The sequence below is a fragment of the Streptomyces sp. NPDC007808 genome, from assembly GCF_042868655.1.
Taxonomy (GTDB): Bacteria; Actinomycetota; Actinomycetes; order Streptomycetales; family Streptomycetaceae; genus Streptomyces.
Window position 1 is genome coordinate 175866 of record NZ_JBIAEQ010000008.1, and the last position, 13797, is coordinate 189662.

Sequence of the window (13797 nt, forward strand, 5' to 3'; positions counted from 1 at the left end):
ATGCAGTTCGGACGCACCTACGAGGAGTTCGAGGTCGGGGCGACGTACAAGCACTGGCCTGGAAAGACGGTCACGGAGTACGACGACCACCTGTTCTGTCTCCTCACCATGAACCACCACCCGCTCCACATGGACACGAACTATGCGGAGAAGACGACTGATTTCGGCAAGAACGTCGTCGTCGGGAACTACATCTACTCGCTGCTGCTCGGCATGTCCGTCCCGGACATCTCCGGCAAGGCGATCGCCAACCTGGAGATCGAGTCGCTCAAGCACGTGGCGCCGACCTTCCACGGCGACACGATCTACGGCGAGACGACCGTGCTCGACAAGTGGCCGTCGAAGTCGAAGAACGACCGCGGCATCGTCTACGTCGAGACCAAGGGCTACAAGCAGGACGGGACGCTGGTCTGCGTGTTCCGCCGCAAGGTCATGGTGCCCACCGAGACGTACATCAAGGAGCGCGGCGGCGAGCAGCCGGGCCGCCCCGAACTGAAGCAGCAGGAGAAGTAGAGATGGCCCGTCTCGCCCAGACCGCCGGTCTGACCGACGTCCAGCAGGAGATCCTCTCCACCGTCCGCGACTTCGTGGACAAGGAGATCATCCCGGTCGCGACCGAGCTGGAGCACCGCGACGAGTACCCGCAGCAGATCGTCGACGGCCTCAAGGAGCTGGGCCTCTTCGGCCTGATGATCCCCGAGGAGTACGGCGGCCTGGGCGAGTCCCTCCTGACGTACGCCCTGTGCGTCGAGGAGATCGCCCGCGGCTGGATGTCGGTCTCCGGCATCATCAACACGCACTTCATCGTGGCGTACATGCTCAAGCAGCACGGCACGCAGGAGCAGAAGGACCACTTCCTGCCGAAGATGGCGGCCGGCGACATCCGGGGCGCCTTCTCGATGTCGGAGCCGGGCCTGGGTTCCGATGTGTCGGCCATCACGTCCAAGGCGGTCAAGGACGGCGACGAGTACGTCCTGAACGGCCAGAAGATGTGGCTGACGAACGGCGGAACGTCAACCCTGGTTGCCGTACTCGTCCGAAGTGACGAAGGACACCCCGAGGGCACCGCACCCCACAAGTCGATGACGACCTTCCTCGTCGAGAAGGAGCCCGGCTTCGGGGAGGTCCGCCCCGGCCTCACCATCCCCGGCAAGATCGAGAAGATGGGCTACAAGGGGGTCGACACGACCGAGCTCATCATGGACGGCCTGCGAATTCCGGCCAATCGGGTGCTCGGCGGCGTCACCGGCCGAGGCTTCTACCAGATGATGGACGGCGTCGAGGTCGGGCGCGTCAACGTGGCGGCGCGTGGCTGCGGCGTCGCTCAGCGTGCGTTCGAACTCGGTGTCCAGTACGCCCAGCAGCGCCACACCTTCGGCAAGGCGATCGCCCAGCACCAGGCGATCCAGTTCAAGCTGGCCGAGATGGCTACCAAGGTCGAGGCCGCCCATGCCATGATGGTGAACGCGGCACGCAAAAAGGACTCCGGGGAACGTAACGACCTTGAGGCCGGTATGGCGAAGTACCTCGCCTCCGAGTACTGCAAGGAGGTCGTGGAGGACGCCTTCCGGATCCACGGCGGCTACGGCTTCTCCAAGGAGTACGAGATCGAGCGCCTCTACCGGGAGGCGCCGATGCTGCTGATCGGTGAAGGTACTGCCGAGATCCAAAAAATGATCATCGGTCGTAGGTTGCTCGAAGAGTATCGATTCCAGGGCTGATTGTCCGGATACGGGGTGTTTTCTTGGAGAAGAAGATCACACCCCGTCAACACTCTTCAGCCGCCGACTCGGCTTCCTGGCTTGCCCAGTTGTGGCCCGCGACCGGTACGATCCCGGGAAAGCCGCCGTCCCCTGATACCGCGCGGCATCATCCGCTACGAAGGTCATCCATGCCCCACAGCCAAACCTCTGCACCACGCGACAGCCAGGTCGGCGGCGTACGCCTCGCGCGCGGAGCATCGCCGTGGCTTCTCCCGACCGTCGCCACCGCAGCCGTCAGCCTGCTGCGCGCGCGCCGCTCCGGCGCCGCGAAGGCCGTCGCCGTGCCCGCCACCGCTCTCGCGGCGGGCATGCTGTGGTTCTTCCGCGACCCCGAGCGCGAGATCGCCCAGGGCCGGGTCATCTCGCCCGCCGACGGTGTGGTGCAGAGCATCATGCCGTGGAAGGACGGCCGCACCCGCGTCGCGATCTTCATGAGCCCGCTGAACGTCCATGTCAACCGTGCCCCGCTCTCCGGCACGGTGACGTCGGTCGAGCACATCCCCGGCGGGTTCGTTCCGGCGTTCAACAAGGAGAGCGAGAACAACGAGCGTGTCGTCTGGCACTTCGACACCGAGCTCGGCGACATCGAGATGGTCCAGATCGCCGGCGCGGTGGCCCGTCGCATCGTCCCTTACATCCCGCAGGGCACGAAGGTCGAGCAGGGCGACCGCATCGGTCTGATCCGATTCGGCTCGCGTGTCGACATCTACTTGCCCGAGGGCGTGGAGGTCGCGGTCGAGGTCGGGCAGAAGACCGTGGCTGGGGTGACTCGCATTGACCGTGATTGATCCTGAGACTCAGGCGGGCTGGGTGCCCGAGGCCGACGAGGTGGACGAAGAGGAGGAGATGCCGCTCTCTCTCCGCCTCTCAATAGCGGACACCCTCACCCTCGGCAACGCCACGTGCGGCTTCATGGCGGTGTACTTCACCACCACCGGCATCCTGATCCCGCACCTGTCCGGGGACGACTCGGGCATGGCCCGCAACAGCGCGGCCACGGCCGTGATACTGATGCTGTGCGCGGCCGTCTTCGACCTCTTCGACGGCCTCGTCGCCCGCAAGCTGCGGTCCTCGCCTATGGGCGCGGAGCTGGACAACCTCTCCGACCTGATCAGCTTCGGCCTGGCGCCGGCGTACTTCGTTCTGGTGTACGGCATGGTCGCGAGCGACGCGCACGAGCGGGTCGCGGCGGTGGGCGCGATCGTCGTGCTGTTGGCGGTGGTGCTGCGGCTTGCCCGCTTCTCGTGCGTCACCGTGAAGGACGGCACGTTCCAGGGCATGCCATCGCCGTTCGGTGCGCTCACCGTCGTCTCGATCGTGCTGCTGGAGCTGCCGTTCGAGGCGACGCTGCTGGCGGTCGTCGGTACCGCGTGGCTGATGGTCAGCCGGGTCGAGTACCCGAAGCCGCGGGGCGTCCTGGCGGTGGCGGTGCTCGGCTGGATCGTGTCGGCCATGGGCCTGCTGGCGGCCTGGGCGTTCGACGCGCCGGGTGGCCAGGTGCTGCTGCAGATGGGCTGCGCCCTGCAGATCGTGATGGCGGCGACGATTCCGCTGTTCGCCACAGCGCGCCGGGTGAACACCTTCCGGGACAACCGGCGTGAGGCCCGGGCGGCACAGATTCCGTAAGCGGACACGCCCAGGGGCTGACGGTACGACCACCCGAAGGGCCCCGAGCCACCCGGCTCGGGGCCCTTCGGCGTACGTGCGTCGGCTCAGCGCAGGAAGTCGGCGGCGATCCGCTCCGCCACCCGCTCCAGAATCGGTCCCGCGTCCGCGATGCACTTGGCCACGTCCGGCTCTGCCTCCGTCAGCGGGTACGCCCGCCGGATGCCGGCCCGGCCCAGGGCCTCCGGTGGCAGCAGGAGGCGCCCGCAGACGGCGACCACCTCCTTGCCGGCCGCGCGGGCCGCGGACGCCACGCCTGCCGGGGCCTTGCCGTGGAGGGTCTGCTCGTCCAGGGAGCCCTCGCCGGTGATCACCAGGGAGGCGCGCTCCAGCGCCGGTGCGAAGCCCAGGACGTCCAGCATGACGTCGATCCCGGGCCTGAAGCGCGCGCCGATCAGCAGGGCCCCGTAGCCGATTCCGCCCGCCGCTCCGGCCCCCGGCGACGCGGCGTGCTCGGCGGCCCGGGCGCCCACGGTCTCCTCCAGGACCTTCGCGTAGTGCGCGAGGGCGGCGTCCAGGGTCCGCACGTCGTCCGGCGAGGCGCCCTTCTGCGGGCCGTACACGGCCGGCGCGCCCTTCGGGCCGGTCAGCGGGTTGTCGACATCGCTGGCGAGGACCAGGTCGACCGAGGTCAGCCTCGGGTCCAGGCCCGAGAGGTCCGCGGTGGCGAGGGCGCCGAGGCCGCCGCCGCCCGGCGTCACCGGCTGCCCGTCCGCGTCCAGGAAGCGGGCGCCCAGCGCGGTCAGCATGCCGGCGCCGCCGTCCGTGGTGGCGCTGCCGCCGACACCGAAGACGATGGTGCGGGCGCCCGCGTCGAGGGCGGCGCGCAGCAGCTCGCCGGAGCCGTACGTGGACGCAGTGAGCGGCGCGAAGACGCCGGCGGGCAGCCGCTGCAGGCCGCTCGCCTCCGCCATCTCCACGACCGCGGTCTCGCCGCGCAGCGCGAACGCCGCCGTCACCTCGTCTCCGAGGGGCCCGGCGACCCGCACCTCCCGCCGCTCGAACCCGGCCGCGACCGCCGCGTCCACGGTCCCGTCGCCGCCGTCGGCCACGGGCATGGCCTCGATGTCGAGGCCCGGCACGACCCGGCGCAGACCGGCCGTCACCCGCTCGGCGACCTGCACGGCCGTGAGCGAGCCCTTGAACTTGTCCGCGGCGATGAGCACGCGCTGTGTCACCTGATTTCCCCTTGCTCTCCGGGCCTCGCGCATGTCAAGGCCAGTCGCGCCGCTGCGACCTTAACCTCACGACGCCCACGGCGTCATGCCCTGCCCAGGGCCTGAGAACGCCCCTCGGCCCCGAACCCGTACGGTCGGCCCCCGCGCGCTCGCCCCCGGAATTGGGTAAACCGGTCCTATGACCCCTGTGGGCACTGAGCCAGAGCTCGCCGACCGCGTCCTCGGGGGCTGGCTGGGCCGGATCGCGGGCAACATGCTCGGCAAACCGGTCGAGCAGGGCGACCTGTGGACGCGGGACCGGATCGACCGCTATCTGCGGCAGGCCGCCGCCCTGCCCCTCACCGACTACCTGCCCGAGCCGATCAGCGAGAGCGACGGCTTCGAGCTGCGCCCCGAGTGGCGTCAGTGCGTCCGCGGCCGGATCCACGGCAGCTGCCGCGACGACGACGTCGACTACGCGATCCTCGGCCTGGACCTGCTGGAGACCCACGGCTTCGCCTTCAGCACCGAGCAGGTCGGGGACCTGTGGCTGCTGCGGCTGCCGTTCCTGCAGACCTTCACGGCGGAGCGGGCCGCGTACCGCAACCTCGCCAACGGTCTGAAACCGCCGCTCACCGCGACGTACGACAACCCGTACCAGGAGTGGATCGGCGCCCTCATCCGCGCCGACATCTACGGCTGGACCTCCCCAGGCGTCCCGCGCCGCGCCGCGTCGCTCGCCCGCCGGGACGCGGTGCTGTCGCACACCGGCAACGGCGTGTACGGCGCGATGTGGGCGGCGGCCCTGATCGCGGCGGCGTTCACGGCGACCACCGTCCGGCAGGCGGTCGACCAGGCGCTCGCGGTCATTCCGGCGAGCAGCCGTCTCGCCCGGACCGTACGCCGTGTCGTCTCGCTCCATGACACCCGGATGACCTGGGAGGACACGCTCGCCACCCTGACCCAGGAGACCGCCGGGCTCGGCTGGATCCACACCGTCCCGAACGCCGCCGTGCTCACCGCCGGGCTCCTGTACGGCGACGGCGACTTCACACGGACGATCACGCTCACCGTGCGCGGCGGCCTGGACACCGACTCCAACGGGGCGACGGCCGGTTCGGTGGCCGGTGTGCTGTCCGGGGCCGCGGCGATCCCGCAGCAGTGGACCGTGCCGCTGGAGGACACGGTGCGCAGCGCGGTTTTCGGGTTCGACGGGATGCGGATCAGCGAGCTGGCGGAGCGGACGGTGCGGCTGGCCGAGGCCGCGGAGTAGACGGTGCGGCCGGTGGCGTCCGAAGCACCGCGGCTGGGGCGGGCGGGCGCCGGGGTGCGGAGGCGGCGAGCGGGCGCCGGGGTGCGGAGGCGGGCGGCGGTGCGCCGGGGGGCGCCTTCCCGCGCGGGGCTTGTGCTTCCGTGGGCGGGGCGGGAGGCCGGAGTGTGATCGCGTGGGCTGGTTACGCTTCCCCCATGACCACCACGCCAGACTTCGCCACGTACATCGCCGGTCTCCCGCGGGTCCTCGCCGGTGCCGCCGCCCTGTTCCGGGACGCCGAGGGCCGGGTACTGCTCGTGGAGCCCAACTACCGTGAGGGCTGGGCGCTTCCGGGGGGCACGATCGAGTCGGACGACGGTGAGACGCCCCGCCAGGGCGCGCGGCGTGAGACGGCCGAGGAGATCGGCCTGGACCGGGATCTGGGCCGGCTGCTCGCGGTGGACTGGGTGGGCGGGCCGGGGCGTCCGCCGCTGGTGGCGTACCTGTACGACGGCGGGGTCCTCGGCGAGGACGACTTCAAGGCGATCCGGTTGCAGGAGGAGGAGCTGCTGTCCTGGCGGCTGGTCGCGCGCGAGGAGATCACCGCGCATCTGCCGGGTGCCCTGGGCCGCCGCGTCCTGGCCGCGCTGGACGTCCTCGCCAGCGGCGGGGGCACGGTGGAGCTGGAGAACGGCCACCCGGCGGACACCGGAGCCGTCCGCCCGGTGTCTTCATAGCGGGGCGGAACGGCTGAAACGGGCCGGGAACCCGGCCGCCCCCCGTCGCGGCGGGCGTCGTCGCCGCGAGCCCACGGTCGGCGGGCCGGCCCCGGTCGATCCGGCCCGCGACGCGGGCACGAGGCAGGCGAAACGCGACAGGCGACAGGCGACAGGCGACAGGCCCATGGGACCGACGGCGCACCGCTCGGATATCCGTTCGCCCGGCCACCGAGCCCGCCCTACTCTCGGTGACATGACCAAGCCGCCCCTCGTCGCCCTCCTCAGTGGCGCCGGTGTCTCGACCGACTCCGGCATCCCCGACTACCGCGGGCCGAACGGGCTGTGGCGGCGGGACCCCGAGGCCGAGAAGCTCGTGACGTACGAGTACTACATGGGCGATCCGGAGATCCGGCGCCGCTCCTGGCAGATGCGGCGCCAGAACCGCACGCTCAGGGCCGAGCCGAACGCGGCGCACCGGGCGGTGGCCGAGCTGGAGCGGTCCGGAGTGCCGGTGCGGGTGATCACGCAGAACGTGGACGGGCTGCACCAACTCGCCGGGATGCCCGCCCGCAAGGTGCTCGAACTGCACGGCAGCGCGCGCGGCGTGGTCTGCACGCGGTGCCACGCGCGCGGGTCGATGCAGGACGCCCTCGCTCGGGTCGACGCCGGAGAGGCGGATCCGCCGTGCCTGGAGTGCGGCGGCATCCTGAAGTCGGCGACGGTGATGTTCGGCGAGCCTCTCGATCCTGTGGTGCTCGGTCAGGCTGTCGCGATCACCAAGGCGTGCCAGGTGTTCGTCGCCGTCGGCACCAGCCTTCAGGTGCAGCCCGCCGCCGGGCTCGCGGGCGTCGCCGCCGACCACGGTGCTCGGCTGATCATCGTCAACGCCGAGCCGACGCCGTACGACGACCGTGCTGACGAGGTGATCCGGGAACCGATCGGCACGGCGCTGCCCAAGCTGCTGAGCGGGTTCGGGGCGTAGGAAGGCCCCTGCGGGGAGCGCGCGTACACACCCGCTGCCCGGGACCGTGCCGCCGCCGGCCCGCCGGCCACGCGCCGGCGGCGCGGGAGTGCGGGTCGGGGTGGTCGAGCGCCTGCCGGCGCGGGGTGGCGGAGCGGACGGGCTCAGAACAGCGCGGTTCCACTCTCGAAGTCGAGCAGCCGCTGCTTGCGGTCCAGGCCGCCGCCGTATCCGGTGAGGCCGCCGTTCGCGCCGACGACGCGGTGGCAGGGCACGATGATGCCGATCGGGTTCTTGCCGTTGGCGAGGCCGACCGCGCGGGAGGCACCGGAGTTGCCGAGGGCGTCGGCGAGTTCGCCGTAGGAGCGGGTCTCGCCGTACGGGATCTTGCGCAGTTCCGTCCAGACGCTGCGCTGGAACGGCGTCCCGTGCAGGCGTAGTTCGAGGGTGAACTCCTTCAACTCACCGCTGAAATAGGCCTCCAGTTGCTCCTCGGCCTCACCGAAGGGGGACGCGTCCCGCGTGCCGAAGGACTCCTCGGGTGGGCGGTGCCGTTGCTCGGTCATGTAGAGGCCGCACAGCACGCCGTCCTCGGCGACGAGTGTGAGGGGGCCGTAGGGGCTGTCGATGACGGTGTGCCGTTTCATCTGCCTCGTCTGGTCCTTCTGCATCTGCGGTTTCCTTACGTTTCTACACCGGGAGGAAGTTGATCGGGTGGCTGTCCGTCGCCCACAGATACTGCACGGCGTACGCCCGCCAGGGCCGCCACGCGGCCGCCCGGGCCGTGAGGGCCGCCGGGGTCGACGGCAGGCCCAACTCCTGGGCGGCTCGACGGATACCGAGGTCGGTGGGCAGGAAGGCGTCGGGGTCGCCGAGGGCCCGCATCGCGATGACGTCCACGGTCCAGGGGCCGAATCCGGGCAACTCCAGCAGCCGGGCTCGGGTGGCGGGCCAGTCGCTGTCGGGCCCCAACCGGATCTCGCCGTCGGCGAGTCGGCGTACGAGTGTGGTGAAGGTCGTACGGCGGGCGCGGGGCATCGCCAGTGACTCCGGGTCCACGCCTGCCAGTGCCTCGGGGGCCGGGAAGAGATGGGTGAGGCCGCCCTCGGGGTCCTCGGCCGGTTCGCCGTGAGCGAGGACCAGGCGGGCCGCGTGGGTGCGCGCGGCGGCCGTGGACACCTGCTGGCCGAGCACGGCCCGTACGGCGAACTCCGCCTCGTCGACCGTGCGCGGTACCCGGCGACCGGGTGCCTTGTCGACCAGGGGCGCGAGCACCGGATCCGTGCGCAACTGGTCGTCGATCGCGACCGGGTCGGCGTCCAGGTCGAGCATCCGGCGGCACCGGCTGATCGCGACGGTCAGGTCGCGCAGGTCGCTGAGGGTGAGGCGGCAGGCGATGTGGTCGGGCTGCGGGGTCAGGGCCACGAGGCCGTGCCCGTACGGCAGCCGGAGCGTGCGCCGGTACGCGCCGTCCCGCCACTCCTCGACCCCCGGTACGGCGGTCGCCGCGAGGTGGCCGAAGAGGTTGTCGGGGTTGAGGGGGGCGCGGAACGGCAGGCGCAGGGTCAGGGCGCCGGCGGTGCTTCCCGGCGTGCTGCGGGGGGCGCGGGCGCGCAGGTCGGTCGGGGAGAGGGCGAAGACCTCGCGCACGGTGTCGTTGAAGGTGCGAATGGAGGCGAAGCCGGCCGCGAAGGCGATGTCCGCCATGGGCAGGGGCGTGGTCTCGATGAGGAGCCGGGCCGCCTGGGCGCGCTGGGCGCGGGCGAGGGCCAGTGGGCCGGCGCCGAGTTCGGCGAGGAGCTGGCGTTCGATCTGCCGGGTGCTGTAACCGAGCCGGGCGGCGAGGCCGGGTACGCCCTCGCGGTCCACGACGCCGTCGGCGATCAGCCGCATCGCGCGGGCCACGAGGTCGGCGCGCTGGTTCCACTCCGGTGAGCCGGGGCTGGTGTCCGGGCGGCAGCGCTTGCAGGCCCGGAACCCGGCCTGCTGGCAGGCGGCCGCGCTCGGGAGGAACCTCATGTTCTCCGGCTTGGGCGGGACCACCGGGCAACTGGGCCGGCAGTAGATCCCGGTCGTGACGACCGCCGTGAAGAACCAGCCGTCGAAGCGGGCGTCCTTGGACTGGACCGCGCGCACGCAGCGCTCGGTCTCGGTGTGCATCCCCTTCTGCATGCGTCCAGCATCGACCACCGGCGGACCCGAGGGCTGGCGAGAATCCGACATCAACCTCGGCTGTGCTGGGAACTGCCGGATCGCCCGGGTCTGGGGACGTGGACCGCCGGACCGGCTTTCGGTCCACACCCGACCCTGCACATGAAGAATCATTCATGTGTTCATGTGCGATGAGTAAGATACCGCTCATGGGTCATGGAGCCGTCACCACCGCGCAGGACTCCGGCGAGCGCGTACGCCTGGACGCGGCCAATGTCGCCAAGGTGGCCACCACCCTCCAGGCCCTCTCCACCCCGTCCCGTCTGCTGATCCTGGCACGCCTGCGCGAGGGGCCGCTGCCGGCCACGGAGTTGGCGGCGGAGGTCGGCATGGAGCAGTCCGCGTGCTCGCACCAGCTGCGCCTGCTGCGCAACCTCGGCCTGGTGGTGGGCGAGCGACGCGGCCGCTCGGTCGTCTACACACTGCACGACCACCATGTCGCCGAACTGCTCGACCAGGCCGTCTACCACGTGGAGCATCTGCGCCTGGGCATCAGCGACGCGGCCGAATGAGCCGCGCCGCCGGCCCGGCCGCGCTATGACGTGCCCGGGGCGGTCGGCCCCACGCCCCGCAACTTTTGGATGCTCCCGCCCAGTCGGGGGCGCAGCCGCTCCAGCACCGCCGGTTCGGCGCTGACCACCCAGCGGGTGCCGACGAGGTATTCACCCCCGTAGACGGCGGCCGCGTCCAGCCAGGTCAGCTTGTACTTCTCCGCGGGGAACGTGGTGATGAGGTAGTCGCCCCGCTTCGTGTGACACACGCCCTCACGCAGTTCGTCGGCCTCGGTGCGGATCTTGGCCTTGCAGCCCGTCAGGCCGGCGATCACCTCGACCTTCGCCGGTGCCACCACACCTGCCGCGGTGGCGGCGACCTTGGTGGGGGTGCTCTTGGCGGTGCCCCCCTCGTCCTCACCCCCTGCGCCGCACGCCGTGGTCAAGGACAGAAGAATGAGACCGCCGGCCGCCATGCCGCGGCCGGTCCTTCCTGACTGTGTCCGCACGCTGCTTCCTCGGTGTGACTGCTGCACGCAGAGGGGTACGGATCCACGCCGGACGCCGTTCACCTCGTGCCATCGCCGTTCACCTCGTGTCATGGGGTGCTTCCGCTCGGCAGCCAGCGGGCGGCATAGGCCCGCAGCCCCGCCAGATCGGTGCCGCGCGCGACATAACCGAGGTGGCCGTCGGGGCGCAGCAGTCCATGGGCGACGCCGGGCCAGGGGCCGCGAGCGTCCAGGCGGTGCACGGTGACCAGCTCCGCGCGGCCGCTGAGCACCGGGGCGAGGAACCGGTCCGGCCAGAGGTGGGGTGGTCCGGTCAACAGCAGGTGCCAGCAGGGGGCGGCGAGCCGCGCCTGGAGCCCTCGGGGCAGGTCGGGCAGCCGGTCCCCGGCCCGGGGGCCGCGGCGGGGCCGTCGTACGCCGGTCGCGGAGAGCGGACTGCGCCGGTAGTGGATGGCGAGCTCGGAAACGGTGCGGAAGACCCACTCGCGCGGCGCTGTCGCCCGCACCGCCAGAGGGGCGACGCGCGGGGCGAGCCGGGCACGGGCGAACCGCAGCAGCGGATGAGGGCTGGTCGCGACGACGAAGGCCCGGTCGGTGAGGCGCCGTACATCACGGCCGACCGGGACGCGTTCGGTGCCGTAGGTGTCCAGCAGCTCCGGCGGGGCGGCTCCGCGGCACACCAGAGCGATCTTCCAGCCCAGATTGAGGGCGTCCTGGATGCCGGTGTTCATGCCTTGGGCGCCCGCCGGGCTGTGGATGTGGGCCGCGTCGCCCGCCAGGAAGAAGGGTCCGCGACGGTAGTGGGTGGCGCCGCGGTTGTGGAGCCGGAAGGCCGTCATCCAGACCGGATCCCGCAGGCAGTGCCCGCGCACGCCGTACTGATCGGCGATCCGCCGCAGGAGCGGCAGCGTCACCTCGCCGTCCGGGACGTCGTCGGGGCGCATCGCGAGCATCCGCCACGGGGCGGGCGAGCCCAGCGGGAAGAAGAACAGCATGCCGTCCGCGGTCATGTAGGAGTGCACGGCGCCCGGCTCCAGGCCGTCGACGTCCAGGTCGGCGAGCAGGTACGTCTGCGGATAGGCGTGGCCTTCGAAGGCGATGCCCGCCAGGGTTCGCACGGTGCTGTGGGCGCCGTCGCAGCCGACGACGTGCCGCGCGGCGACGGTTTCCCGAGTGCCGTCGCGACGGCGCAGCCGGCAGTCGACGTGTGCGCCGCGCTGCTCCAGCGCGGTCAGTTCGGTGCCGCGCTCGACCGTCACCCCGCGCTCGGCCAGGTGTTCACCGAGGACGCTCTCGGTCTCGGCCTGCGAGAGGAAGAGCAGGAAGGGGTACGGGCTGTCGGCCAGCCCGACGTCGAAGAGCGGCAAGGACACCGTGCGCCGGGTCAGATGCAGGCGCAGACCCATCGCGGGATTGCCGCGGGCCACCAGCCGGTCGGTCACACCGAGGCCGGCCAACGCCTCCAGGGTGCGGGGCTGGACGCCGAGCGCCCGGGACTCGTGGACGCGGTCGAGGCACCGGTCGACGAGACGGAACGTGGCACCGTGAGCGCGCAGTTGCGCGGCGAGCGCCAGCCCCGTGGGTCCCGCGCCGACCACGAGCGCGTCCAGGGGTGCCGCCATGGGTCCACGGTAGGCGCATGGCGCGACACGCGGCCAGGGGCCTGACCCGCGCACAGCGGATCAGGCCCCTGACTGGTTTCCGGGATGCGGCCTCGGCCTGCAACCCGGTCTGCACGGCTCGCCGGACACCGGTGCCTCGCCAACGGCGCGACAGTCCGTGGACTGTCCGCCACGGCCCGTACTCCACCGGTAGGTCTCGCCATGGGGCACCGGTCCCGCACCGCCGACGGATGCCGGGGATCGGCCTCCGTCGGCCCGCGGACGGCCTGACGACCCGTGCATCGGGCAACGGTGACGCGGCACCGGCCCGCTCTGGGGAAGGCGGCTCAGAACGCCTTGTTGTCACAGCCCATGGACGAGCCGAGGTGCGTGTCCTGGCCACCCGAGTTGCCCTCGCCGTTGAGCGCGTTGCCGAGCACGCCGTTCAGCACACCGACCTGGCCGAGGACGTCGACGTTCAAGTCGTGCGACTTGCAGGAGGAGCTCTGCAGAACGCTGTAGTGACCGCCCTTGCCGCCGCCGTCGAGGCCCTGGGCGGTGGCGGTGCCGGCGCTCAGGAGACCGACGCTGCCGAGGGCGACGACCACGACCGCAGCCTTGTGAAGCTTGTGCATGCCATCTCCGATGGAGTGAGTGGGGGTGCGATCCGCGAGAGATCGACTTCGTACAGTTATGAGAGATTAGTGTGAAAAGCCCGAAATGCACCGACGACGCGCCGGTGTTCGTGATCTCGCGGGGAAACAGCACCCGAACGACGGCGGAGGCCGAACGAGGTCGCTCCGGAAGGCGGCGCGCCCCCTCAGCCGACCTGAGCGGCGAACGCCTCGTACGCCCGCTCGTCGAAGAGGACGAACCGGACCTCCTCGACGTCGGTCTTTGTCGCACGCACCGTCTCCACGGCGATCCGTGCGGCCTCCGCCAGCGGATAGCGGTAGACGCCGGTGGAGATCGCGGGGAAGGCGACGGTACGAGCGCCGAGTTCATCGGCGACCCGCAGGGATTCCCGGTAGCAGGAGGCGAGTTGATCGGCGCGGTCCTCCTGCGGGGAGTAGACCGGGCCCACGGTGTGGATCACCCACCGCGCGTCCAGCTCACCCGCCGTCGTGGCGACCGCCTGCCCTGTGGGCAGGCCCCTGCCGTACCGGGAGGCACGCAGTCTGCGGCAGTCGTCGAGGATCGCGGGGCCGCCCCGGCGGTGGATGGCGCCGTCGACTCCTCCCCCTCCGAGGAGGGAGGAGTTGGCGGCGTTGACGATCGCGTCGACGCTCTCCCGCGTGATGTCGCCCTGAACGAGGCTGATCGTGGTCATGTCCACCTCTATAGCAGCCGAGGTGGCCACGCGGGTTTCACCGCCGGGCGACAGGCGGGGCGCGCACGCCGTGGACCGTGCCCCTCGACAGGGCGAGCGACCCGGGCGGGGCCGTCAGGCGCTTCGGGGCGTCAACTC

The 13797-nt window shown here is 71.4% G+C and carries 15 protein-coding genes and 1 pseudogene; 8 read left to right on the plus strand and 8 right to left on the minus strand.

Annotated features, from left to right (window positions below; translation table 11 throughout):
• The 4 genes from ACFYNL_RS29145 to pssA all read left to right on the plus strand — a co-directional run bounded on the left by ACFYNL_RS29145 (position 1) and on the right by pssA (position 3389).
• Entirely contained in the window at positions 1–513 is a 513-nt protein-coding gene (locus tag ACFYNL_RS29145; protein ID WP_019757884.1) for a MaoC family dehydratase, read from the plus strand.
• Between the two features lie 2 nt (positions 514–515).
• Positions 516–1721, plus strand: coding sequence for an acyl-CoA dehydrogenase family protein (locus tag ACFYNL_RS29150; protein WP_388808212.1), 1206 nt, complete (start codon positions 516–518; stop codon positions 1719–1721).
• Positions 1722–1891: 170 nt separating this feature from the next.
• The gene (locus tag ACFYNL_RS29155; RefSeq protein WP_388809078.1) at positions 1892–2551 is read left to right on the plus strand and encodes a phosphatidylserine decarboxylase; all 660 of its coding nucleotides are present in this window, start codon (positions 1892–1894) and stop codon (positions 2549–2551) included.
• A complete protein-coding gene (gene pssA / locus ACFYNL_RS29160; protein ID WP_388808213.1) occupies positions 2538–3389 on the plus strand; it encodes a CDP-diacylglycerol--serine O-phosphatidyltransferase in 852 nt (283 codons plus the stop codon). The genes ACFYNL_RS29155 and pssA overlap by 14 nt, the downstream gene beginning before the upstream one ends.
• A gap of 86 nt (positions 3390–3475) precedes the next feature.
• Here pssA and ACFYNL_RS29165 read toward each other — a convergent pair whose 3' ends face one another.
• Positions 3476–4594, minus strand: coding sequence for a glycerate kinase (locus ACFYNL_RS29165; RefSeq protein WP_388809080.1), 1119 nt, complete (start codon positions 4592–4594; stop codon positions 3476–3478).
• Between the two features lie 190 nt (positions 4595–4784).
• Between ACFYNL_RS29165 and ACFYNL_RS29170 the strand changes: the two genes are divergently transcribed.
• The 3 genes from ACFYNL_RS29170 to ACFYNL_RS29180 all read left to right on the plus strand — a co-directional run bounded on the left by ACFYNL_RS29170 (position 4785) and on the right by ACFYNL_RS29180 (position 7538).
• Positions 4785–5858, plus strand: a complete 1074-nt coding sequence (locus ACFYNL_RS29170; protein ID WP_388808214.1) for an ADP-ribosylglycohydrolase family protein — start codon at positions 4785–4787, stop codon at positions 5856–5858.
• A gap of 194 nt (positions 5859–6052) precedes the next feature.
• On the plus strand, positions 6053–6574 hold the full coding sequence (locus ACFYNL_RS29175; protein WP_388808215.1) for an NUDIX domain-containing protein: 522 nt from the start codon (positions 6053–6055) through the stop codon (positions 6572–6574).
• Between the two features lie 235 nt (positions 6575–6809).
• Positions 6810–7538: an NAD-dependent deacetylase gene (locus ACFYNL_RS29180; RefSeq protein ID WP_388808217.1), complete on the plus strand. Its 729-nt coding sequence runs from the start codon at positions 6810–6812 to the stop codon at positions 7536–7538.
• Positions 7539–7681: 143 nt separating this feature from the next.
• On the opposite strand, the gene ACFYNL_RS29185 is transcribed toward ACFYNL_RS29180, so the two are convergent.
• Positions 7682–8164 carry a methylated-DNA--[protein]-cysteine S-methyltransferase gene (locus ACFYNL_RS29185; protein WP_388809082.1) on the minus strand — a complete coding sequence of 161 codons (483 nt, stop codon included), beginning with the start codon at positions 8162–8164 and terminating at the stop codon, positions 7682–7684.
• Between the two features lie 43 nt (positions 8165–8207).
• A complete protein-coding gene (locus ACFYNL_RS29190) occupies positions 8208–9677 on the minus strand; it encodes an AlkA N-terminal domain-containing protein (protein WP_388809084.1) in 1470 nt (489 codons plus the stop codon).
• A gap of 200 nt (positions 9678–9877) precedes the next feature.
• On the opposite strand from ACFYNL_RS29190, the gene ACFYNL_RS29195 reads away from it, so the two are divergent.
• Positions 9878–10240: an ArsR/SmtB family transcription factor gene (locus ACFYNL_RS29195; RefSeq protein ID WP_388808218.1), complete on the plus strand. Its 363-nt coding sequence runs from the start codon at positions 9878–9880 to the stop codon at positions 10238–10240.
• A 23-nt stretch (positions 10241–10263) separates the two neighbouring features.
• On the opposite strand, the gene ACFYNL_RS29200 is transcribed toward ACFYNL_RS29195, so the two are convergent.
• The 5 genes and pseudogenes from ACFYNL_RS29200 to ACFYNL_RS29220 form a co-directional block, all read right to left on the minus strand.
• A complete protein-coding gene (locus ACFYNL_RS29200) occupies positions 10264–10695 on the minus strand; it encodes a hypothetical protein (RefSeq protein ID WP_388808220.1) in 432 nt (143 codons plus the stop codon).
• Positions 10696–10817: 122 nt separating this feature from the next.
• On the minus strand, positions 10818–12350 hold the full coding sequence (locus ACFYNL_RS29205) for an FAD-dependent monooxygenase (protein ID WP_388808222.1): 1533 nt from the start codon (positions 12348–12350) through the stop codon (positions 10818–10820).
• A gap of 124 nt (positions 12351–12474) precedes the next feature.
• Positions 12475–12732: pseudogene (locus ACFYNL_RS29210) on the minus strand (transposase); the annotation flags it as partial.
• Positions 12677–12964: a hypothetical protein gene (locus ACFYNL_RS29215; protein WP_019760071.1), complete on the minus strand. Its 288-nt coding sequence runs from the start codon at positions 12962–12964 to the stop codon at positions 12677–12679. The pseudogene ACFYNL_RS29210 and the gene ACFYNL_RS29215, both read right to left, overlap by 56 nt.
• A 185-nt stretch (positions 12965–13149) precedes the next feature.
• Positions 13150–13659: an O-acetyl-ADP-ribose deacetylase gene (locus tag ACFYNL_RS29220; RefSeq protein WP_388808223.1), complete on the minus strand. Its 510-nt coding sequence runs from the start codon at positions 13657–13659 to the stop codon at positions 13150–13152.
• Positions 13660–13797 lie beyond the last annotated feature (138 nt).

Bases quoted from the DNA above. Each gene is read 5' to 3' on its own strand.
- ACFYNL_RS29145 (WP_019757884.1), top strand. From the start codon at position 1: ATGCAGTTCGGACGCACCTACGAGGAGTTCGAGGTCGGGGCGACGTAC.
- ACFYNL_RS29150 (WP_388808212.1), top strand. From the start codon at position 516: ATGGCCCGTCTCGCCCAGACCGCCGGTCTGACCGACGTCCAGCAGGAG.
- ACFYNL_RS29155 (WP_388809078.1), top strand. From the start codon at position 1,892: ATGCCCCACAGCCAAACCTCTGCACCACGCGACAGCCAGGTCGGCGGC.
- ACFYNL_RS29170 (WP_388808214.1), top strand. From the start codon at position 4,785: ATGACCCCTGTGGGCACTGAGCCAGAGCTCGCCGACCGCGTCCTCGGG.
- ACFYNL_RS29175 (WP_388808215.1), top strand. From the start codon at position 6,053: ATGACCACCACGCCAGACTTCGCCACGTACATCGCCGGTCTCCCGCGG.
- ACFYNL_RS29180 (WP_388808217.1), top strand. From the start codon at position 6,810: ATGACCAAGCCGCCCCTCGTCGCCCTCCTCAGTGGCGCCGGTGTCTCG.
- ACFYNL_RS29185 (WP_388809082.1), bottom strand. From the start codon at position 8,164: ATGAAACGGCACACCGTCATCGACAGCCCCTACGGCCCCCTCACACTC.
- ACFYNL_RS29190 (WP_388809084.1), bottom strand. From the start codon at position 9,677: ATGCACACCGAGACCGAGCGCTGCGTGCGCGCGGTCCAGTCCAAGGAC.
- ACFYNL_RS29195 (WP_388808218.1), top strand. From the start codon at position 9,878: ATGGGTCATGGAGCCGTCACCACCGCGCAGGACTCCGGCGAGCGCGTA.
- ACFYNL_RS29200 (WP_388808220.1), bottom strand. From the start codon at position 10,695: ATGGCGGCCGGCGGTCTCATTCTTCTGTCCTTGACCACGGCGTGCGGC.
- ACFYNL_RS29205 (WP_388808222.1), bottom strand. From the start codon at position 12,350: ATGGCGGCACCCCTGGACGCGCTCGTGGTCGGCGCGGGACCCACGGGG.
- ACFYNL_RS29215 (WP_019760071.1), bottom strand. From the start codon at position 12,964: ATGCACAAGCTTCACAAGGCTGCGGTCGTGGTCGTCGCCCTCGGCAGC.
- ACFYNL_RS29220 (WP_388808223.1), bottom strand. From the start codon at position 13,659: ATGACCACGATCAGCCTCGTTCAGGGCGACATCACGCGGGAGAGCGTC.